Raw genomic sequence first — 19404 nt, 5'->3', positions numbered from 1 at the left:
TAAGTGTTCACCGGTTTAGACAATCTGATGTTCCACATTTCAGCAGGTTAATGTGTCATCATCGACGGGTCTGCACAATCAGTGAACGGTTAATCACTCACTTTCTTGATCGAGATTGGGCTCCGCTGCGGCGATATCGGTGGAAGTCATCGGCGCAGAGGCTGGCAAGGGGACACAACGATCGTGTGCTGGCGCCAAATCGTGCCCGGGTGAGCTGCCCGCGGGTCAAGAACGACGAAAGGCGCCACCCTTGCGGGTGGCGCCTTTCGTTTCAAGCTGTGAAGGGGAATTACTCCGCTTCGGTGAAGTTCCGCGAGACGGAAGGATCAACCTGGATGCCCGGACCGGTGTTGGTCGAGACGGTGATCTTCTTCAGGTAGCGGCCCTTGGCTGCGGTCGGCTTCGCACGCATGATCTCGTCGTACGCAGCGCCGTAGTTCTCAGCCAGCTGCGCGACGTCGAACGATGCCTTGCCGATCACGAAGTGCAGGTTTGCGGCCTTGTCGACACGGAAGCTGATCTTGCCGCCCTTGATGTCGTTGATGGCCTTGGCGACGTCGTTAGTGACGGTGCCGGTCTTCGGGTTCGGCATCAGGCCGCGCGGTCCGAGGACACGTGCGATACGGCCAACCTTGGCCATCTGATCCGGCGTCGCAATTGCGGCGTCGAAGTCCAGCCAACCACCCTGGATCTTCTCAATCAGATCCTCGGCACCGACCTCGTCAGCGCCAGCAGCGGCAGCTTCGGTGGCCTTGTCGCCAGCGGCGAACACGATGACGCGGGCAGTCTTACCGGTGCCGTTCGGCAGGTTGACGGTGCCGCGGACCATCTGGTCAGCCTTGCGGGGGTCGACGCCCAACCGCACAGCAACCTCAACGGTCGCGTCAGTGTTCTTCGACGACGTCTCTTTCGCGAGTGCCACAGCCTCCAGCGGGCTGTACAGGTTGTCGCGATCGATCTTTTCAGCGGCGGCCCGGTAGGCCTTGCTCTTCTTGCTCATGCTCTGTTCCTTCTCTCCCGCATGCACGGGGAGTTAGTGGTTAGTGGGCCGAGCGCGGCCCTCCCACGGGGTCAAACTGATCGGGAAAGATCAGCCTTCGACGGTGATGCCCATCGAGCGCGCGGTACCGGCGATGATTTTCGCGGCGGCGTCGATGTCGTTGGCGTTGAGGTCTTCGGTCTTGGTCTTGGCGATTTCGCGCACCTGATCCATGGTGACCTTGCCGACCTTGTTGGTGTGCGGCTCGCCCGAACCCTTCTGCAAGTTCGCAGCCTTCAGCAGCAGCTTGGCTGCTGGCGGGGTCTTGAGCTTGAAGTCGAACGAACGGTCTTCGTAAACGAAGATCTCGACCGGGATGACGTTTCCACGCTGGGATTCCGTCGCGGCGTTGTACGCCTTGCAGAACTCCATGATGTTCACGCCGTGCTGACCGAGCGCCGGACCCACGGGCGGGGCCGGGTTGGCCTGGCCTGCCTGAATCTGGAGCTTGATGATTCCGGAGATCTTCTTCTTCTTAGGAGGCATCCTAAAATCCTTTTTCCTACAAATCCGCGCACGCTGGATACGCGGAAGTCTCTTCGATGGCGCGGCGCGCGGCCGCGGCCAATGGTGTGGGCAACTCTGTGTTAGAGCTTCTCCACCTGGTTAAACCCGAGCTCGACCGGGGTTTCGCGGCCGAAGATCGAGACGAGCACCTTCACCTTGCGCTGCTCTGTGTTGACCTCGCTGATCGACGCCGGGAGCGTAGCGAACGGGCCGTCCATGACGGTGACCGATTCGCCGATCTCGAAATCGACCTCGACGAGGTTTCCGGCAGCAGCTGCGGCAGCCTCAACACTTTCGCCCGCGGCGGCGGCAGCCTTGGCGGCCTCGGCCTTGCGGACTTCTGCGCGCGGCATCAGGAACTGAACGACTTCCTTGATGGTCAGCGGCGACGGACGCGAGGTCGTCATGCCGATGAAGCCGGTAACACCCGGGGTGTTGCGGACGGCGCTCCACGATTCGTCGTTGAGTTCCATGCGCACCAGGATGTAGCCCGGCAGAACCTTGCGGTTGACCTTCTTCTGCTGGCCATTCTTGATTTCGGTGACTTCTTCGATCGGAACTTCGACCTGGAAGATGTAGTCGCCGACATCCAAGTTCTGGACACGGGTTTCGAGGTTGGTCTTGACCTTGTTCTCGTAGCCCGCGTACGAGTGCACGACGTACCACTCGCCAGGGAGGCGACGCAGTTCGGCCCGCAGCTTTGCGACCGGATCGACGACTTCGGGCGCAGCTTCGTCAGCTACGGTCTCCGCGATATCCGCCTGCGTGGCCTCGGGGGTCTCGTCACCGATCTCCGGCGATTCGATCTCATTCTCCGGGGTGCTCACTGCCCCACGCTCCTTCATTGGTCACTTCGGGCTGCAAGCCCGAGGTAGTTGCCTTATCAGCCGAACACCAGCAGGGTCAGCTTTGCAAACCCGATGTCCAGTCCCGCGATCAACGCCGTAATCAAAACGACGAACACCAGCACTGCGATGGAGTAGTTGACCAGCTCACTGCGGGTCGGCCACACCACCTTGCGCATTTCTGAAACAACCTGCTTGAGGAAGATCCAGATCCGCACGAACGGGTTCCGGCTGGCACCGGTATCCGTCGCGGTGGACTCGGTCGTGCGCTCGGCGACCGCAGTCGTCGAACCGGCACCTGCATTCCGTCGGCCACGCGCCGAGCGCTTACCGCTCGGACGTAAATCCGAGGCATCGGACAAATCGACGTCGTCGACCGCCAGATCGTCGTTGACGTCTGAAGAAGCCTTGCGATCACGCCTGGCCATCTTCATCACCGATCCCTTCGTCTGCTAGTGCCCTCGTGGGCAGGGGCGACAGGACTCGAACCTGCAACCTGCGGTTTTGGAGACCGCTGCTCTACCAATTGAGCCACGCCCCTTTGCGAGTGCCCGTCGGCTCTCGCTGGTGGTCTAACCCTAACAAGACCAACGCGCCACCCTCAGGCAGCGCGCAAGTCTAGAAGCATCAGACTCAAACGAGTGTAGAGCAAAGCTGCCACTCACCCCAACTCGCCCTGATCTTCGGCGACCGCCTTGGCTAGTTGAACTGAACCATTGCCTGTGCACGACCAAAGATTTTACGCCCGTCCTGCTTGCCGACGAGTGCAATCACACCGCGACGGGTCACCGGGTCGAGGGACTTGATCTTGCCACTGAACTCAACCTCCGCAGTCCCGACCGCCGGCACGTACACCGGCGACGTGAAGCGAACGTTGTACTCGTGAATAGCGGCGGGATCGCCGACGAAGGCACCGAGAACGCTGGCTCCCAGCCCCATGGTCTGCATGCCGTGAGCCACGACGCTATCGAGCCCAACAGTCGCGGCCACTTCGGGTGAGAAGTGAATCGGGTTGGGATCGCTGGCGACGCCGGCGTAATTCGTCAAGTTGCCCAGGGTGAGGGTTTTGGTCACGACGGGCAGTTCCTGGCCAACTTCGAGGGTGTCGAAGTTGATCGCACCGTAAGCCTTGGGCTCAGTTGACGGGTCGGGGTCGTTGTAACGGTCAAACGGGCCGTGCACAGTCTGGCCGATGACCGGCTCCGAATCGACCTGCATCATGACCGCGTTGAGCTTGGCGACGAGTTCTTCGTCAACCTCAACGGAGGCGCGCGCCACGATCGAGGTGAAGGTGGTCATCACCGGTTCGTCGTACTGGTTCCAGATCACGTTCTTGGTCACCAGGAGGTCAGCACCCATCGACTGGCGGAACGATTCCAGCGAGACATCGCACACCAGGCGGTCGCCGACCTTAATCGGTTGGTGGTAGATGATTCGCTGATCTGTCTGCATGATCTGCCACATGTCGTAGCCGGTGATGATGTCGTCGAACAGTCGACGCTGGGCGATCAAGCCCAACACCGCGACGAAGGTCGGCGGCGCGATCATGGTTGCGTGCCCATGTTCGGCGGCGGCCGTCTCGTCCCAGAAGATCGGGTGGTCGTCCTGCACTGCTCGCGCGTACTTGCGGATTTCCTGGCGGCCGACCTCGTAGTAGTCGTCGACCGTGTAGGTGTAGCCAACGAGCGACTTGGTGTGCTCGCCCACCTCTTCGGGGGACATCTTGCCCGGCTCGAGATCCGCGATCAGTTCGTCGAGCTCAACACCTTCAATTGAATCGGCAACAGCCGTCATCTCTAAACCTCTCCGGCGGCACACCGTGCCGCATCCACCACAGTCAACGAACCCTTCGTTCAACTGACAATGGCTCGTCCAAGATTGAACACCCTTTAGGGGTGTCAAAGGAAAATAAGCGAGGCACCTCACACTTGTGAGGCGCCCCGCTTAGTAAAGTTATTTATGGTCGCAAGGCGACCTGCGCGCTAGCGCGACTCCTTGTGAGCCTGGTGCGTTCCGCAGTTCGGGCAGAACTTCTTCAGCTCGAGACGGTCGGGGTCGTTACGACGATTCTTCTTGGTGATGTAGTTGCGGTGCTTGCACACCTCGCATGCCAAGGTGATCTTCGGCCGTACATCCGTTGAGGAAGCCACTTTGTTGCCTACTTTCGCGTCTTGCAGTTCTTCGGTCCCACGCTTTAAGGTCCGTAGTCCCACCAGCGTAAGCGGTTTGTGTAGCGGTGGGGGGACTCGATCCCCCGACCTCACGATTATGAGTCGTGCGCTCTAACCAGCTGAGCTACACCGCCCTGATCAACCGGCACCATTTAGTGACCGGCTAAGCGAGCCCCCTGACGGAATCGAACCGTCGACCTTTTCCTTACCATGGAAACGCTCTACCGACTGAGCTAAGGGGGCGAACATCTGACCTCAGAATTGTCCCAGCGGGGGATTCATCTGTGATCGTTGAGCCTCAACGAGGTTACACACAGGCATCGGGAATAACCAAAACAACTGGTTAACCCACTTGCGCAGCGTGTAGCTCGCAGTGGCAGATGAAGGATTCGAACCTTCGTAGCTTGCGCGACGGATTTACAATCCGCTCCCTTTGGCCGCTCGGGCAATCTGCCGATTCGCTACGTTCGACAGTCACACAGACGCGGTCTGAGTGCTGGCGAAAGCAACGGGAATCAGAATACAACGACCTCCCCCGGTACATGCAAACCGGCTGCTCAGCGCACTGATAGTGTGGGGCTATGGCTGATTCTTCGTTTGACGTCGTAAGCAAGGTCGACCGCCAGGAGGTCGACAACGCCCTCAATCAAGCGGGCAAGGAACTTTCGCAGCGGTACGACTTCCGCGGCACCAACACCGGCATCGACTGGTCCGGCGAGGAGAAGATCGTCATCACCTCCGACTCCGAGGAGCGCGCCGTGGCCGCCCTCGAGGTCTTCAAGGAGAAGCTGATCCGCCGCGACATTTCCCTCAAGGCGTTCGACGCTGGCGAGCCGGTCGGCTCCGGCAAGGTTTACAAGATTTCCGGCGACATCGTTCAGGGCATCGACTCCGAACACGCCAAGAAGATTTCGAAGAAGATCCGCGACGAGGGCCCCAAGGGCGTCAAGGCACAGATTCAGGGCGACGAACTCCGCGTCTCGTCGAAGAAGCGCGACGACCTCCAGGCCATCATCGCCCTCCTCAAGGGCGAAGACTTCGGCATCGCCCTCCAGTTCGTCAACTACCGCTAGCTCACCCCGCCCCTCCCCGCGCCGTTTCCCGGCCCTCTTCCCGGGCCTCTCCCCAGCGGCATGTTCCGCTTTTCTGTCACGATTCGACCAAACCGTCACCGATCACCTCGATCGGCGACGGTTTGGCTTATTTCTGGGCTGCGAATGTGACAGAAAAGCGCAGATCCGCCGGGACGACGAACCCAAATGTCAAAGATCCTTGACATCTTGTGACAAGTGGACTTGACTTCAATCATGTCCGACGACACCCCGGTGAAGGCCGCACGCACCCGTGCGGGAATGCGACAGGCCGACCTTGCCACCGCCGTGGGGGTCAGTCGGCAGACGATCGTCTCCCTGGAACGCGGCGACTACTCGCCGTCGGTCTATCTGGCGATCCGAATTGCTCGTTCGTTGGCAAGCACAGTCGAAGAACTCTTTCCACTACCGGAGGAAGACCGATGACCGCACGCCCTGCTGGATCCACCACAACCCTGCCAGGCCTACTACTCGGCAAGTCCAGCGACGCCTGGGGCGACGAACGCGAACGCTCGGTGATGCTTGAGGCCTACGCCTACGTGTTCGTGCTCGCGACCATCGTGTTGTGGACAGCGGCCGCCGTCATCGCCTGGTTTGTCCCCTGGTGGGTCACGCTGGTGCTATTCCTCGCGCTGATCATCCCGTCGATGGAGTGGCAACGGTATTGCAAGGCTCGCGACGTTGACGCCAACCTCCTCGCCTACGGCGGCTCGTCATGGCTTCGAGCCACCCTCATCGGCGTCTATTTTGGCGTGTGCGCCATCTCAATGACCGTGGCGGTCCTGACCGAAATCGGTCGCGGCAACTCCGTCACTGGCGGCCTCATCGGCGGCGTCCTCGGCATGATTGGGGCGGTCACTGGCGCGCGTTGGGCGGCCAGACGTAAAGCTCAACGGCTCCTCAACGACGACGACGCGCAGTAACGCCGATCAGTTCCGCTGGCCGCCGTTGCGGGCCATTTCCTGTAGCCGCGCAATGCGCTCCGCGGTCGGCGGGTGCGTCGAGAACAGCTTCGACATCTTCTCGCCCGCACGGAAAGGGCTCTCGATCATCATGTGCGACTGATTCGCCAACTCCGGCGTCGGCGGCAGCGGCGCGGCCGCAATCCCGCCGGAGATTTTCGACAACGCCGACGCCAGGGCCAACGGATCGCCGGTGAGTTCGGCACCGGATGCGTCCGCTTGGAACTCGCGCGCCCGCGATACCGACATCTGGATCACCATGGCCGCGACCGGGCCGAGGATCGCAATCAGAATCATCGCCAGCGGGTTGGGACCGTTGCCGCGGTTACCTCCAAAGGCACCCATCCACATGGCCATATTGGCCAAAGCGCTGATCACCGCGGCCATGGCACCGGCGACCGAGCTAATCAGGATATCTCGGTTGTACACATGCGACAGCTCATGGCCGAGGACCGCACGGAGCTCCCGTTCGTCGAGCAGGTCCATGATCCCCGTCGTACAGCAGACGGCCGCATTCTTCGGGTTGCGTCCGGTCGCGAACGCATTCGGCGACTCGGTGGGGCTGATGTACAGGGCAGGCATTGGCTGTCGTGCTTGCGTCGCGAGGTCGCGGACAATTCCGTACAACGCTGGCGCTTGCACTTCGGTCACCGGTTGGGCATGCATGGCACGCAACGACAGCTTGGCGCTGTTGAAGTAGGCGTAGGCATTTGTTCCGATGGCGAGCAACACCGAAAACACTAGGATCGTCGGATTCCTGAAGAGCGCTCCAATGCCGACGATGATCGCCGACATCAAGCCCATCAGTGCCGCGGTCTTGAGCCCATTGAAGTTCAAGAGGACCTCACTGTCTAGGGAAACAGGTTCACTACGACAAACGCGCCGATGCGCCGGGAAGTTCCAGCAAACCAACAACAACCCACGTAGCTGTTGCGGATATTACGTGAACTAGGTCCGATTCCGGCGCAGACGTAACCGAACTTAGCCCACGCGGTCGACGGTGTAGCGAACCAGCGCGCCGAAGGCATCGTTTGCCGGGCCTGCGGGCAAGCGTGCCAGGAGTTCGTCGGCCTCGGCAGCCATCTGTTCTAGACGAACTTGCGCTTGCTTCATGCCCTCGGAGTTCACCAGCAGATGCAGCGCTTCGTCGACCTCGGCATCATCGACCAGGGCGCGTGCCGCGCCGGTCTCGGCGTCGACGAGTAGTTCCCGGAGACGATCCTCGGTTGCGCCTTGGCCGGCCAAAGCGAACAGCACCGGTAGCGTGTGAACGCCCTCGCGCAGGTCCGTTCCCGGAGTCTTTCCCGATTCGCCCGTCACCGACGCAATGTCGATGAGGTCGTCGGACACCTGGAAGGCCGTGCCAACGACGTCGCCTAGCCGAGCCAGCGTCTCGACGGTCTTTTCGTCTGCCCCGGCGGTGAAGGCACCAAAGCGGCCAGCCGTCGCGATCAACGAGCCCGTCTTTTCCCACACGACCTTCAGATAGTGCTCGACGGGATCGGCACCGGCGGTCACACCGACGGTTTCCCGCATCTGCCCGGTGATGAGTTCGGCGAACGTATCGGCGATGATCCGCACCGCTTCCGGGCCCAACGTCGAAACCAGGCGCGAGGCGCGGGCAAACAGGAAGTCGCCAGCGAGGATCGCGATCGAGTTCGACCATCGGGCGTTGGCCGAGGGTGCGCCGCGACGCAACGGGGCTTCGTCCATCACGTCATCGTGATAGAGCGTCGCCAGGTGGGTCATTTCCAGGACCGTCGCGGAGGTAATGACCTCCTCGGAGCCCGGCTGCGGACCAAAGTGCGACGACAAGATCGCGAACATCGGCCGGAATCGCTTACCGCCCGCTTTCGCGAGGTGCGTTGCGGCTTCGACCAGAATGTCGTCGCCAGACGACAGCTCACTGATCAGCAGATCCTCGACCCGCTGCAGCGACTCCTGCACCTGATCGGCGAACTCGCCGGTCCCGAGATCCAGTCCGGCAAAAGTGGACTTCACGTGTTTGGCCCAATCCCATCGGTGATCCGAACGGCGTGGATTCGTCGTTCGGCGACACCAGAAGCGTAACTGCTACCCACGACAGACATACTTGTCGGGTGACCAGCGCAACGCCCGGCGAGGCCATTGACGATTCCGCAGACCTCCTCGTGGTGGGTGCCGGACCAGCAGGTTCGGCAGCCGCCGCGCAGGCCGCAGCGCGTGGTGTCGACGTCCTATTGATCGACGCCGCACACTTCCCGCGCGACAAGACCTGCGGCGACGGCCTCACCCCGCGCGCAGTCGCGGGCCTGCACAAACTCGGGATGAGCAGCCTGCTCGACGACCGTCCCCGCATCCGCGGACTGGAACTCAACGGTTGGGGTGTCCGACAGCGCGTCGACTGGCCGGGGGCGGATCATTTCGGGCATTACGGCAGTGCCATCGCCCGCACGGAACTCGACGACGCAATCCGACAGTTCGCGGTCGGACAGGGTGCCCGAATGCTGTCGGGCGCCAAAGCGATCGGCGCGCAACTGGTTGGTGGCCGGATCGAGTCAGTGACCCTCGTGCACAACAGTCAGCGCAAGCAAATCAAAGCTAAACATGTGATCGTCGCCGACGGGGTGCGGTCGGCATTGGGCAAGTCTTTGGGACGGACGTGGCATCGCGATACCGCCTACGCGGTCGCGGCCCGCTCGTACGTCGATTCGGATTTGGCCGATTCGGCATGGATGGGCTCGCACCTGGAGCTGCGCGACCCGCAGGGCGCATTGTTGCCCGGCTATGGCTGGGTGTTCCCGCTGGGTAACGGCACTGTGAATGTCGGCGTTGGCGCACTGGCCACCGCCAAACGCCCGGCGTCGATGGCGCTGCGGCCAATCGTGGAGCATTACGCCGCGATGGTGTCCGACGATTGGCAGCTCACCTCGCCGCCTCGCGCGATTGCGTCGGCAATGCTGCCGATGGGCGGCGCGGTCAGCGGAATCGCCGGTGCCAACTGGATGCTGATCGGCGACGCCGCAGCCTGTGTGAACCCCCTTAACGGCGAGGGCATCGACTATGCGTTGGAGACCGCGACGATGGCTATCGACATGCTGACCGCCCAGAATGATTTCACCGACGCCTGGCCAGCCCTGTTGCGCGCCGAGTATGGCACCGCGTTCGCCGCAGCACGTCGGGCCGCGGGACTGCTGACCATGCCGCAAACGGTGCCGATCTTGGGTCGCCCCGGCATTCGTTCGGCGAAACTGATGTCGACGGTGGTGCGCGTGATGGGCAACCTGCTGACGGCCGACGACGCCGACCTGATTGCCCGCGCCTGGCGCAGTGCCGGGCGGGTGACGTCGGGGCTCGAGAACCGTCCCCCGTTTACCTAGGCTTTTGTTGCCTAGGCTTTCTTGATGCCCTTGTGGATCGCGACGATGCCGCCGGTCTGGTTTTCCCAGGCGACGTCCTCGAAGCCGGCGTTGGCGATGAGCTTGGCGAGACCTGCCTGATCGGGCCATGCCCGGATCGACTCGGCGAGGTACACGTATGCGGCCGGGTTGCTGGAGACGGCGGTCGATACCGACGGGAGCGCCTTCATCAGGTACTCCATGTAGACCTTGCGGAACGCCTTCATGGTGGGCGTCGAGAACTCGCAGATCACGAGGCGACCGCCCGGTTTGAGGACGCGACCGAGTTCCGAGAGCGCCAGCGGCACATCGTTGACGTTGCGCAGGCCGAACGAGATGGTCGCGGCGTCGAACGAATTGTCCGCGAACGGGAGGTGCTGGGCGTCGGCGGCGACCTTCGGGACGTCGCGCTTGGCGCCGGCGCGCAGCATGCCGAGCGAGAAATCGGCGGCAATGCAGGTGGCACCCGACGATGCGAGTTCGACGGTCGAGACGGCGGTTCCCGCAGCGAGGTCGAGGACAATGTCGCGCGGCTTCAAGTCCAGCGTGCGGCGCGTGGCCCGACGCCAGCGACGGTCCTGCCCAAACGACAGCACCGTGTTAGTGATGTCGTAGCGGCGAGCGACACCGTCGAACATCTCGGCAACCTCGGACGGCTCCTTGTCGAGGCTCGCGCGGGTACCTGCGCCCCCGTCGTGGATCTGGCCGTCGTGGATCTGGCCGTCAGTGCTGTCAGTCATGGTCTCCAGCCTAAACGCGGCGGCTGCGACGACCGGTCTCGGCCACCCCAACCATAAGCAGAATCACCAGCACCCACCCGGCGGCGATGACCGAGAGCGCAGGTAGTAGCGCCAGGCTCGCATCACGTCCGACGGGACGCGCCAGGTTATCGGGGTCGGTCATGTCGTAGTCGACGAGAATCCGCTGCCCGGTCGATAGCTGCGTCGGGTACAGGAGTCCAAGTTTTGGGTTGCGGAGGACCCCGTCCGGCGTCACGAAGTTGACGGCCGCGTGCAGCCGGTCGGCGGAGATGACGTCGGCGACGGCCGTTGCTTTGTTGGCGTCGATCTTCGCATCATTGCGGTAAGCGCCGACGATGATCACCGTGCCAATCAGGGTCACGATGACACCGAGCGCGGCCAGCGCGATCTGAACGCGCCGCTGCACGATACGAGTCATGGTTGCCCAGGGTAGTCGGAAGCCTCGGGAAGTCGTGCAGCGATGCGCGCATGCAATTGCCGCAGGCCGTCGCGGCTGGTCCGGACTTCCACCACTTCGATGCCGCCCGCAGGTGCGGGCTCAGCGAGGACCCCGGGAAGTTCGTCGATCCTCGCGACGCGGTAACCGATATTGAAACCGACACACATGGCGGCGAGGTCGGTGCGGTGCGGTGTCCCGAAAATGCGGTCGTACACGCCGAGGTAGGCATCCCGCGCGAATCGGGGATCCCCCTGTTCGAGGAGCGCGAAAATGCCTCCGCCATCGTCGTTCGCGACGACGATCCGCAGGTCGGCGGGGCGCGGCTCGTCGGGTCCGATGATGAGTCCGGTGGCGTCGTGGATAAACGTGAGGTCGCCCATGAGTGCGACGGTACGACTGCCGCTGGCGAGGGCAGCACCGATTGCGGTGGCGTTTGTGCCGTCGATGCCTGCGACGCCCCGGTTCGACATCACCTTGACGGCCGGGTCGACTCGTCCGGCGAGTGCGACGTCGCGGATCGGGTTCGACGCCCCCAAGACCAGGGAGTCTCCGGGGCGCATTGCGGCGGCCACGGCATGCGCCACGTGCAGTCCGGTGACCTCGGCGGTGGCGTCGAGTTCGGCGGCGACGGCGGCGTCGACTGACCCGCCGAGCTCCGCCGTGTGCCCGAGCCAGTCGGGTGTCGGATCGTTAGTTGCGATGGCGCGAGTGCCGGTGGCGCAGACATTGCCGGACACATCGGGCCAGCGCGGCCCAGTGGTGAGCGCATATACATCGACGGCCGGATCGGCGAGCAGCCTCGACACGGAACGGTGCAGGGTGGGGCGCCCGCAGATGATCGCCTGCTGCGGTTTGAGCTTTCCCAGCGCCAGCGGATGCAGCGGATTCTCCGGATGGGGGGCGGTCGGTTCGGCGACCGTCGGTAGCGCCGCGAGTTCGGGGTGTACGCCCGCACCATGCCCGGAGACGACGACGGTGTCGCGTGACAGGTCGATCTCGAGCGGGATATCGAGTTTGCCGACCGGCGACATGGTCCACGGTGCATCCCCGGGTCGACCGGCGAACCGGCCACCGTCGGCGACTGCGAGGTCGGTACCGGGGTCGTCGTCGACGTCGGGAATGAGGGGTTCGCGCAGCGGGATGTCGAATTGGACGGGTCCGGGGTTGCCGGTGCGGGCACCGCGAGCCGAGGCGAGGACGCGTCCGACCGCCGACCGCCATTGCGAGTTGGTGTCGAGGTCTTCTTCGGCGAGTCCGAGGCTGATGGCTGCCCGGACCTGCGTGCCGAACATGCCGAACTGTTCGATGGTCTGGTTGGCACCGGAACCCAGGAGTTCGTAGGGCCGGTTGGCGCTGATCACGACCAGCGGCACGCGCGCGTAGTTCGCCTCGAAGACGGCGGGGCCCATGTTCGCGACGGCGGTACCCGAGGTCATGACGATCGGCACCGGGTGTCGGGAGGCGACGGCGAGACCGAGGGCGAGGTACCCGGCCGACCGTTCGTCGATGCGCACATGCAGTCGCAACCGCCCCTGGGCATCGGCGGCGTGCAGGGCGAAGGCGAGCGGCGCATTGCGCGATCCGGGGCACAGGACGGCTTCGGTGACGCCGCCGCGGATCAGTTCGTCGACGATCACGCGAGCCTGCAGAGTGGACGGATTCATGTCCTAGAGCCTAGGTGTCGACCGCACTAGGCTGGACACATGGGCATTTACTCCGAGCACGTCCTCCCCCGAATCATCACCAAAACGTGCGGGATGCCGGGCATGAACAAACTCCGGCGACAGGCGTGCGCACCGCTCACGGGCGAAGTGGTGGAGATCGGATTTGGCTCGGGATTCAACGTCGGCCAGTACCCGGCGGCGGTGACGCGTGTGTCGGCGGTGGAACCGAGCGATGGAGGCTGGCGGCTTGGCACCAAGCGGGTCGCGACATCGAATATTCCGATCGAACGGGCCGGGCTGGACGGGCAGCGTCTCCCCTTCGACGACAACACGTTCGATTCAGCGCTGTCGACGTTCACCATGTGCACCATCCCCGACCTTCCCGCGGCCCTCGCTGAGCTGCGACGAGTCGTCAAACCCGGTGGGGTCTTGGCTTTTCTGGAGCACGGTCGGGCGCCGGAGGCGGGGGTTCGACGCTGGCAGCGTCGGCTTGAGCCAGTGCAGAAAAAGTTGGGTGGCGGCTGCCACTTGACCCGTGACATTCCCGAGATGATTGGCGAATCCGGCTGGGAGGTAGTCGATCTCGATTCGTTCTATGCCGAAGCCGCACCCAAGCCGTTCGCCGCTTTTTCACTCGGCTGGGCCCGCAACTGACGTGCCTTCCCGCACGCGGTCGGTCGATTCTGTGGACTACTTCACAGTAGGGTCAATCCCATGAGTCGCGAATTCGACATCGTCGTTTATGGAGCCACCGGTTTTGTTGGCGAACTGACCGCTCAGCACTTGGCCGACCGGGCGCCAGCGGGCACCAAGATCGCGCTGGCTGGCAGGTCTGAAACGAAGCTGGCGGCGGTCCGACGACGACTCGGCCCGGCGGCGCGCGAATGGCCGCTGATCGTTGCTGACTCGGAGTCCCCGTCGTCGCTCGACGCGATGTGCGAACGCACGCAGGTCGTGTGCACCACGGTGGGTCCGTACCTGCGGTATGGCGAAAACTTGGTGATTGCGGCAGCTACCGCAGGGACCGACTATGTGGATCTGACGGGCGAGGTCCCTTTCGTTCGGTATTCAATCGACAAGGCCGATGAGATTGCGACCGCGACGGGCGCGCGCATTGTGCACTCGTGCGGTTTCGACTCGATCCCCTCGGATTTGGGCGCCTACCTGCTGCACCGCACCATCGCCGAGGACGGCGCGGGCGAGATGACCGACACCACCATGGTTGTCACGTCGTTGCGCGGCGGCGTGTCCGGCGGAACCGTCGATTCGATGCGGGTGATTGCCGAACTCGCTAAGGACACCGAGATGCGGCACCTGATTATGAATCCGCAGGCGCTGTCGGGCGACGCTGGCGAAACGCCGCGCGCCGGCATCAATTCTGAGCCAAGCGACATTAGTCCGGTTGATGCGAAAAAGGTCGATCCCAGCTTGCGCGGCACCCTCGCCCCGTTCTTCATGGCGTCGTACAACACGCGAGTGGTTCGGCGGTCGAACTTTTTGCTCGACGGTGCCTACGGCGACGGCTTCCGCTACCAGGAGACGATGTCGGTCGGCGGTGTTCGCGGCGTGTCGGCGGCGCTCGCCGGTGTGGTGACGGTCGGCATTGGCGGCTTTTTGGGCGCGATGAGCTTTGCCCCGACTCGCAAGGTGATGGACATGGTGCTGCCGAAGCCCGGCACCGGTCCGAGCGAAAAGTCCCGCGAGACAGGCAATTTCGCGACCCAAACGTTCACGACCACCACGTCGGGCCGCCGTTACCGCTCGCAGATGCGCGCGCACGGCGACCCCGGCTACAAGGCGACCGCCGTGATGCTGGGCCAGAGCGCCCTGGCGTTGGCGCTCGACCGCGACCGTCTCCCCGACCGGAAGGGCGTCTTAACCCCCGCCGTCGCCATGGGCGACGCCCTCATCGACCGCTTGCAGACCGCAGGCTTCGTCGTCGAAGCCCACGAACTGAAGTAACCCCGCCCCACACGCACACCCGCCCCCAAGCCGTTCTCGCATGATGCGTCGATTCCCGCACTATGTCGGACATAGTGCGGGAATCGACGCATCATGCGAGAACGGGCGGGGAGGGGTGTCGCGCCGGAGCTAGGCTTGGCCCGGCTTGAGTGCGATAAAGAGGGCGTCGACTTCGGCGCAAAGGCGGTCGCCGTCGTGGATGGTGCCTACGACGTAGTACTTGCGTCCTTCGAAGCGGTCCACCCAGACGCGCAAGTCGAGGGGTTTGTCGAGCGGTGTCAGCGACCGATACTGCACGGTCAGATATGCCGTGCGTGCGACGCCGCGCAACTTAAGCGCCGCCGCCATGCCACCGAGATCGTCGAACGCAACCGCCACGTGGCCACCGTGCGCGACGCCGTTGCCGCCCAGGTGGAACCGACGGAAAGTGACCGCGGCATGTACCCCGTCGGGGCCACCGTCAATGATCTCGTACGGCGGCAGCGTGATGTTGCCGCGCGACGGCAAATCGATCCGGGTACCCGACGGCGTGGTCCATTCATCGACGGCAACCGCGTCAAGCTTTTCGTTGAGGCCCCGAAGGTTCGCGATCACCTCGTCAGCCAATTCGGGCGACGGCGCGGCGTAGCGCACTTTATCCATCAGGGTGCGAACCTGCTCGATCATCTCCCCGTAATGGGGGCCACCGATCTCGGTGGTCACTTCAAAATCGGCTCGGAAGCCGCCCTCGTGCCGTGAACGTTCATTGGCCGGGACATTCCAGTCTTGCTCGGGCGCACCCTTCATAGTCTCACCGTATCTTCTAGCGCCGACATGCTCTGCAGTCGGCGTCCGCTCACCGATCCTGGAGTTCCAGAAGCCGGTCAATTTTCGACTCGATTGTCGCCAGCCGGTTGTCCGACGCCTTTCCCGTTCCTATCACGAGGTCGACGATTTGCCGTCCTACACCGGCCGTGTGCACGGTGCGACCGGCATACATTTGTCCGCGTGCGCTGTGCTCTAGGGTTCCGAAGATCATGTCTCGGACCAGCGCGGTCGGCAGTGCCGGGTCCATCTCGCCCGCGGCTTTCATCTCATCGATGACCGCCGCATACAGCCGCGTGTACTGCCTGTTCGACTCAATAACGACCGTCGCAAGTTCGGTCCCGGGGAACGCTTGCGCGGTGTGGATGAAGACCTGAACGAGCGGCCACTCACGTGTCATAACTTCGCACCAGTCGTGGACCAAGCGGCGCAGCCGCTCAGTGGGAGTCGCCTCGGATTCGGCGACGACGGTGGCCCCCCGCTGCTGTATCGCGTCATAGAAGTCGACGGTGACAGCAGTCAGTAACCCCAGCTTGCTGGCGTAATGCACAAACACGGTGCCTTCGGAGACCCCGGCGCGGCGGGCAATCTCGGCGGTCGTCGCCGCCTGGAACCCGGAGTCGGCAAAGCAGGCGGCGGCCGCAGCGCGCACGGCGCTGCGGGTCCGCTCACTCTTGCCCCCAACCGGTTTCATCGTCTTAGCGGTGAGTGAAGGTCGGTTCGCGCTTCTCGGTGAAGGCCGCCATACCTTCGGCTTGGTCTTCGGTGGCGAACAACGAGTAGAAGAGGCTGCGTTCGGCGCGGACGCCTTCGGTCAGACTCGACTCGTAGGCGCGGTTAACTGCTTCCTTGCCGTACGACGACGCGATGAACGACTTGCTCGCGATGGTTGCCGCGACCTCGCGGGCCGTCGCGACGACGTCTTCCTTCGGGACAACGCGCGAGACGAGGCCGAGACGCTCAGCTTCGTCGACCTTCATCTGGCGGCCGGTAAGGATCAGGTCCATAGCCTTGGCCTTGCCGATGGCGCGGGTAAGGCGCTGCGAGCCGCCAATACCGGGGATCACGCCTAGATTGATTTCGGGCTGACCGAAGCGAGCGGTGTCGCCTGCGATGATGATGTCGCAGAGCATGGCGAGCTCGCAGCCGCCGCCAAGGGCGTAGCCGGACACGGCTGCGATGATCGGGGTGCGAGCGCGGGACAGTTCGTCCCACGCGGCGAAGAACTGCTCACCGGTGACGTCGGCGAAGCTCTTAGACTGCATTTCCTTGATGTCGGCACCTGCGGCGAAGGCCTTTTCACTGCCGGCGATCACGATGGCGCCGATGCCTGCGTCGGCGTCGAATCCGCGAACTGCGTCAACGACCTCACCCATAAGTTCCGTGTTCAGGGCGTTGAGCGCCTTGGGGCGGTTCAGGGTGATGACCGCGACGCGGCCGTCGGTCTCGGTGAGGATGGTGCTGTAGTCGGTCATGGGGTCTCCAATGCGGTTGGTCGGGGAGGTCTTACGGGTTGGTGATGACGAGTTCCAGGCCGTCGGCGAGCGGAGCAAAGTAGCCATCGACGTCGCTGGTGTTCACGGCGTCGAGGGTGGCCGGTTCCCAGGTGGGGTTGCGGTCCTTGTCGATGACCTGCGCACGGATTCCCTCGGCCATGTCGTGGTTGCGGATGCACCGTAGCGAGACGCGGTACTCGCGGTGCAAAGTCTCGTCGAGGGTGTCGAGAGGCTCGCGCAGGGCGCGCAGTGTGACCGAGAGCGTGGTCGGACTCTTGCCAGCCATCGCGGCGGCGGCCTTGGTTGCGGCTTCGTTTCCAACAGCCTCGCACCGGGCGATGATCTCGGCGACGGTGTCGGCGGCGAAGGCCTCGCGGAGCCAGTCTCGCTGGGCGTACAGCTCAGACTCGGGTGGCGTTTGCGCGTAGGTGGCTAACGCTTCGTCGAGCGAGGTGTCGGCAATCGCGGCGACGAACGCTTCCAGGTCAGCACCCAGAACATAGTGGTCGGCGAGGCCGAGCGCGATGGCATCGGCACCGTTGATCGACGCGGAAGTGAGGCCGAGGTAGATGCCAAAGTTGTCGACGATGTGCGCCAGCAGGTGGGTTCCGCCGACGTCGGGGACGAAGCCGATGCCGGTCTCAGGCATGGCGAGACGTGTGCGGTCGGTGACGATGCGTGTGTTGGCATGCGCGGAGACGCCAACACCGCCGCCCATCACAATGCCGTCCATCAATGCCACGTAGGGCTTCGAGTACTTCGCGATCTCGGAGTTCAGTTGGTACTCCTCTCGCCAGAACACGGCAGACGGGCAGGCTGCGGCTTCCACGTCGCCTGCACCGGCCTCGAGCAGTGCGGTGGCATCGCGGTGGATGGACACGATGTCGCCACCGGCACACAGGCCGCGCTCACCAGCTCCCGACAACACGACGGCCTTGATGGCTTCGTCGTCGCGCCAGGCGCGCAGGGCGTCGGCCATGATGGCCACCATTTCGTCGTTCAACGCGTTGATCGCCTTCGGGCGGTTGAGCAGCAAGTGCCCAACCCCTCCGCGCTGCGTCACCAGAACCGGCTGTTCCATTCGTCTATGCGCTTTCATCCGTGCGGCAGTCGCTCCCATTTATGAAGCAACACTCAATTTTCGAACCTAACACTTGACCCGGCATGACAGGAACTATGCCCGCTGAAGGTGCTAAGAAATTGAGCATCACTTGACCACTGTTGACTGTCTCTCCCCCGCGCTGGCGACGGCATCGGCAACGCGACGCCGGGTAGCAACTAAGGTCAGGTGGCATGACACCGCAACAATCGCCATTTGACCCGACCCAATGGAAGGGCGTCGCAGGCTTCGACAACCTCACCGACATCACCTATCACCGGCACGTCGGCGAGGGCCGAGCCAATGGCATCGTCCGCATTGCATTCGACCGCCCCGACGTCCGCAATGCCTTCCGCCCGCACACGGTCGACGAGTTGTACCGCACACTCGATCACGCACGTCGCTCCCCCGACGTCGGGACCATTCTGCTGACCGGCAACGGCCCGTCCACCAAGGATGGCGGTTGGGCCTTCTGCAGTGGCGGCGACCAGCGCATCCGCGGCCGCAGCGGCTACCAGTACGCCACCAGCCACGACAGTGACGTCGCCGCGGCGACCGTCGACGGCGTCGACGAAGGCCGAGTCAAGGCCGAGGGCGGCCGCCTGCACATCCTCGAAGTGCAGCGCCTGATCCGCACCATGCCGAAGGTAGTTATTGCCGTCGTCAACGGCTGGGCAGCAGGTGGCGGGCATTCGCTGCATTCCGTCGCCGACCTGACGTTGGCATCCCGGGAGCATGCGCGCTTCAAGCAGACCGACGCCGACGTGGGCAGCTTCGACGCCGGCTACGGCAGCGCCTACCTGGCCAAGCAGGTCGGGCAGAAGTTTGCCCGCGAAATCTTCTTCCTCGGTGAGGCCTACGACGCCGAAACCATGCACAAGATGGGCGCGGTGAACCGCGTTGTCGACCATGCCGAGCTCGAGAACACGGCCATCGAATGGGCGCGCGCCATCAACTCAAAGTCGCCGACCGCGCAACGCATGCTGAAGTTTGCCTTCAACCTGGTCGACGATGGCCTGATGGGCCAACAGGTGTTCGCCGGCGAGGCGACGCGCCTGGCGTACATGACCGACGAGGCCGTCGAAGGTCGCGACGCTTTCCTCGAAAAGCGTGACCCAAATTGGGACGCGTACCCGTACTACTACTAGGCATCCCACAAAACACGACGCCGATGGGTTGAAATCGAC

22 protein-coding genes and 4 tRNA genes are annotated in these 19404 nt (G+C 63.4%); 7 read left to right on the top strand and 19 right to left on the bottom strand.

What is annotated here, in order from left to right; genetic code table 11:
• Positions 1-289: 289 nt before the first annotated feature.
• The 10 genes from rplA to AC1L34_RS17145 form a co-directional block, all read right to left on the bottom strand.
• The gene (gene rplA / locus AC1L34_RS17190; RefSeq protein WP_424294020.1) at positions 290-1000 is read right to left on the bottom strand and encodes a 50S ribosomal protein L1; all 711 of its coding nucleotides are present in this window, start codon (positions 998-1000) and stop codon (positions 290-292) included.
• Between the two features lie 90 nt (positions 1001-1090).
• The gene (gene rplK / locus AC1L34_RS17185; protein ID WP_424294019.1) at positions 1091-1525 is read right to left on the bottom strand and encodes a 50S ribosomal protein L11; all 435 of its coding nucleotides are present in this window, start codon (positions 1523-1525) and stop codon (positions 1091-1093) included.
• A 101-nt stretch (positions 1526-1626) separates the two neighbouring features.
• Positions 1627-2373, bottom strand: a complete 747-nt coding sequence (gene nusG, locus AC1L34_RS17180) for a transcription termination/antitermination protein NusG (RefSeq protein ID WP_424294018.1) — start codon at positions 2371-2373, stop codon at positions 1627-1629.
• A 56-nt stretch (positions 2374-2429) separates the two neighbouring features.
• Positions 2430-2819, bottom strand: coding sequence for a preprotein translocase subunit SecE (gene secE, locus AC1L34_RS17175; protein WP_424294025.1), 390 nt, complete (start codon positions 2817-2819; stop codon positions 2430-2432).
• Positions 2820-2859: 40 nt separating this feature from the next.
• A tRNA-Trp gene (locus AC1L34_RS17170) sits at positions 2860-2932 on the bottom strand.
• Positions 2933-3090: 158 nt separating this feature from the next.
• Positions 3091-4185 carry a fused (3R)-hydroxyacyl-ACP dehydratase subunits HadA/HadB gene (locus AC1L34_RS17165; protein WP_424294017.1) on the bottom strand — a complete coding sequence of 365 codons (1095 nt, stop codon included), beginning with the start codon at positions 4183-4185 and terminating at the stop codon, positions 3091-3093.
• Between the two features lie 188 nt (positions 4186-4373).
• On the bottom strand, positions 4374-4541 hold the full coding sequence (gene rpmG / locus AC1L34_RS17160; RefSeq protein ID WP_246992217.1) for a 50S ribosomal protein L33: 168 nt from the start codon (positions 4539-4541) through the stop codon (positions 4374-4376).
• An 81-nt stretch (positions 4542-4622) separates the two neighbouring features.
• A tRNA-Met gene (locus AC1L34_RS17155) sits at positions 4623-4696 on the bottom strand.
• Between the two features lie 36 nt (positions 4697-4732).
• Positions 4733-4805: transfer RNA gene (locus AC1L34_RS17150), tRNA-Thr, on the bottom strand.
• A gap of 131 nt (positions 4806-4936) precedes the next feature.
• A tRNA-Tyr gene (locus AC1L34_RS17145) sits at positions 4937-5017 on the bottom strand.
• A 126-nt stretch (positions 5018-5143) separates the two neighbouring features.
• Here AC1L34_RS17145 and AC1L34_RS17140 point away from each other — a divergent pair.
• The 3 genes from AC1L34_RS17140 to AC1L34_RS17130 all read left to right on the top strand — a co-directional run bounded on the left by AC1L34_RS17140 (position 5144) and on the right by AC1L34_RS17130 (position 6576).
• Positions 5144-5635 carry a YajQ family cyclic di-GMP-binding protein gene (locus tag AC1L34_RS17140; protein WP_424321999.1) on the top strand — a complete coding sequence of 164 codons (492 nt, stop codon included), beginning with the start codon at positions 5144-5146 and terminating at the stop codon, positions 5633-5635.
• A 234-nt stretch (positions 5636-5869) separates the two neighbouring features.
• Positions 5870-6079, top strand: coding sequence for a helix-turn-helix transcriptional regulator (locus AC1L34_RS17135; protein ID WP_424294015.1), 210 nt, complete (start codon positions 5870-5872; stop codon positions 6077-6079).
• Complete coding sequence (locus AC1L34_RS17130) at positions 6076-6576, top strand: hypothetical protein (protein WP_424322000.1); 501 nt, start codon at positions 6076-6078, stop codon at positions 6574-6576. Before AC1L34_RS17135 ends, AC1L34_RS17130 begins: the two co-directional genes overlap by 4 nt.
• A 6-nt stretch (positions 6577-6582) precedes the next feature.
• On the opposite strand, the gene htpX is transcribed toward AC1L34_RS17130, so the two are convergent.
• Positions 6583-7452 (bottom strand): zinc metalloprotease HtpX, encoded by an 870-nt coding sequence (gene htpX, locus AC1L34_RS17125; RefSeq protein ID WP_424294013.1) that lies wholly within the window; start codon positions 7450-7452, stop codon positions 6583-6585.
• A gap of 144 nt (positions 7453-7596) precedes the next feature.
• On the bottom strand, positions 7597-8616 hold the full coding sequence (locus AC1L34_RS17120; protein ID WP_424294012.1) for a polyprenyl synthetase family protein: 1020 nt from the start codon (positions 8614-8616) through the stop codon (positions 7597-7599).
• Positions 8617-8714: 98 nt separating this feature from the next.
• Between AC1L34_RS17120 and AC1L34_RS17115 the strand changes: the two genes are divergently transcribed.
• Positions 8715-9974 (top strand): geranylgeranyl reductase family protein, encoded by a 1260-nt coding sequence (locus AC1L34_RS17115; protein ID WP_424324835.1) that lies wholly within the window; start codon positions 8715-8717, stop codon positions 9972-9974.
• A gap of 11 nt (positions 9975-9985) precedes the next feature.
• On the opposite strand, the gene AC1L34_RS17110 is transcribed toward AC1L34_RS17115, so the two are convergent.
• From AC1L34_RS17110 to menD, 3 genes are all read right to left on the bottom strand, one after another.
• Positions 9986-10630, bottom strand: a complete 645-nt coding sequence (locus AC1L34_RS17110) for a demethylmenaquinone methyltransferase (protein WP_480035345.1) — start codon at positions 10628-10630, stop codon at positions 9986-9988.
• 112 nt (positions 10631-10742) lie between these two features.
• Positions 10743-11171, bottom strand: coding sequence for a hypothetical protein (locus tag AC1L34_RS17105; protein ID WP_424294009.1), 429 nt, complete (start codon positions 11169-11171; stop codon positions 10743-10745).
• The gene (menD, locus tag AC1L34_RS17100) at positions 11168-12856 is read right to left on the bottom strand and encodes a 2-succinyl-5-enolpyruvyl-6-hydroxy-3-cyclohexene-1-carboxylic-acid synthase (RefSeq protein ID WP_424324836.1); all 1689 of its coding nucleotides are present in this window, start codon (positions 12854-12856) and stop codon (positions 11168-11170) included. Before menD ends, AC1L34_RS17105 begins: the two co-directional genes overlap by 4 nt.
• Before the next feature lie 39 nt (positions 12857-12895).
• Here menD and AC1L34_RS17095 point away from each other — a divergent pair, with 39 nt between their 5' ends.
• Together AC1L34_RS17095 and AC1L34_RS17090 are read left to right on the top strand one after the other, a co-directional pair.
• Positions 12896-13510: a class I SAM-dependent methyltransferase gene (locus AC1L34_RS17095; protein WP_424324837.1), complete on the top strand. Its 615-nt coding sequence runs from the start codon at positions 12896-12898 to the stop codon at positions 13508-13510.
• Between the two features lie 60 nt (positions 13511-13570).
• Positions 13571-14818 (top strand): saccharopine dehydrogenase family protein, encoded by a 1248-nt coding sequence (locus AC1L34_RS17090; protein WP_424294006.1) that lies wholly within the window; start codon positions 13571-13573, stop codon positions 14816-14818.
• 129 nt (positions 14819-14947) lie between these two features.
• On the opposite strand, the gene AC1L34_RS17085 is transcribed toward AC1L34_RS17090, so the two are convergent.
• The 4 genes from AC1L34_RS17085 to AC1L34_RS17070 are packed head-to-tail and all read right to left on the bottom strand — an operon-like array spanning position 14948 to position 18199.
• Positions 14948-15604 (bottom strand): PaaI family thioesterase, encoded by a 657-nt coding sequence (locus AC1L34_RS17085; protein ID WP_480034963.1) that lies wholly within the window; start codon positions 15602-15604, stop codon positions 14948-14950.
• Positions 15605-15653: 49 nt separating this feature from the next.
• Entirely contained in the window at positions 15654-16316 is a 663-nt protein-coding gene (locus tag AC1L34_RS17080; protein ID WP_424322004.1) for a TetR/AcrR family transcriptional regulator, read from the bottom strand.
• Positions 16317-16320: 4 nt separating this feature from the next.
• Positions 16321-17097 carry an enoyl-CoA hydratase gene (locus AC1L34_RS17075; RefSeq protein WP_424323743.1) on the bottom strand — a complete coding sequence of 259 codons (777 nt, stop codon included), beginning with the start codon at positions 17095-17097 and terminating at the stop codon, positions 16321-16323.
• A gap of 31 nt (positions 17098-17128) precedes the next feature.
• Positions 17129-18199, bottom strand: coding sequence for an enoyl-CoA hydratase/isomerase family protein (locus AC1L34_RS17070; protein WP_424325317.1), 1071 nt, complete (start codon positions 18197-18199; stop codon positions 17129-17131).
• 212 nt (positions 18200-18411) lie between these two features.
• Here AC1L34_RS17070 and AC1L34_RS17065 point away from each other — a divergent pair, with 212 nt between their 5' ends.
• Positions 18412-19365, top strand: coding sequence for a 1,4-dihydroxy-2-naphthoyl-CoA synthase (locus AC1L34_RS17065; RefSeq protein WP_424293232.1), 954 nt, complete (start codon positions 18412-18414; stop codon positions 19363-19365).
• Positions 19366-19404 lie beyond the last annotated feature (39 nt).

This window comes from Gordonia sp. 34D (assembly GCF_056682775.1).
This window is presented reverse-complemented; position numbering and strand designations above follow the sequence as displayed.

Bases quoted from the DNA above. Each gene is read 5' to 3' on its own strand.
- rplA (WP_424294020.1), bottom strand. From the start codon at position 1,000: ATGAGCAAGAAGAGCAAGGCCTACCGGGCCGCCGCTGAAAAGATCGAT.
- rplK (WP_424294019.1), bottom strand. From the start codon at position 1,525: ATGCCTCCTAAGAAGAAGAAGATCTCCGGAATCATCAAGCTCCAGATT.
- secE (WP_424294025.1), bottom strand. From the start codon at position 2,819: ATGGCCAGGCGTGATCGCAAGGCTTCTTCAGACGTCAACGACGATCTG.
- AC1L34_RS17165 (WP_424294017.1), bottom strand. From the start codon at position 4,185: ATGACGGCTGTTGCCGATTCAATTGAAGGTGTTGAGCTCGACGAACTG.
- AC1L34_RS17140 (WP_424321999.1), top strand. From the start codon at position 5,144: ATGGCTGATTCTTCGTTTGACGTCGTAAGCAAGGTCGACCGCCAGGAG.
- AC1L34_RS17135 (WP_424294015.1), top strand. From the start codon at position 5,870: ATGTCCGACGACACCCCGGTGAAGGCCGCACGCACCCGTGCGGGAATG.
- AC1L34_RS17130 (WP_424322000.1), top strand. From the start codon at position 6,076: ATGACCGCACGCCCTGCTGGATCCACCACAACCCTGCCAGGCCTACTA.
- AC1L34_RS17110 (WP_480035345.1), bottom strand. From the start codon at position 10,630: ATGTTCGACGGTGTCGCTCGCCGCTACGACATCACTAACACGGTGCTG.
- AC1L34_RS17105 (WP_424294009.1), bottom strand. From the start codon at position 11,171: ATGACTCGTATCGTGCAGCGGCGCGTTCAGATCGCGCTGGCCGCGCTC.
- menD (WP_424324836.1), bottom strand. From the start codon at position 12,856: ATGAATCCGTCCACTCTGCAGGCTCGCGTGATCGTCGACGAACTGATC.
- AC1L34_RS17095 (WP_424324837.1), top strand. From the start codon at position 12,896: ATGGGCATTTACTCCGAGCACGTCCTCCCCCGAATCATCACCAAAACG.
- AC1L34_RS17090 (WP_424294006.1), top strand. From the start codon at position 13,571: ATGAGTCGCGAATTCGACATCGTCGTTTATGGAGCCACCGGTTTTGTT.
- AC1L34_RS17085 (WP_480034963.1), bottom strand. From the start codon at position 15,604: ATGAAGGGTGCGCCCGAGCAAGACTGGAATGTCCCGGCCAATGAACGT.
- AC1L34_RS17080 (WP_424322004.1), bottom strand. From the start codon at position 16,316: ATGAAACCGGTTGGGGGCAAGAGTGAGCGGACCCGCAGCGCCGTGCGC.
- AC1L34_RS17075 (WP_424323743.1), bottom strand. From the start codon at position 17,097: ATGACCGACTACAGCACCATCCTCACCGAGACCGACGGCCGCGTCGCG.
- AC1L34_RS17070 (WP_424325317.1), bottom strand. From the start codon at position 18,199: ATGGAACAGCCGGTTCTGGTGACGCAGCGCGGAGGGGTTGGGCACTTG.
- AC1L34_RS17065 (WP_424293232.1), top strand. From the start codon at position 18,412: ATGACACCGCAACAATCGCCATTTGACCCGACCCAATGGAAGGGCGTC.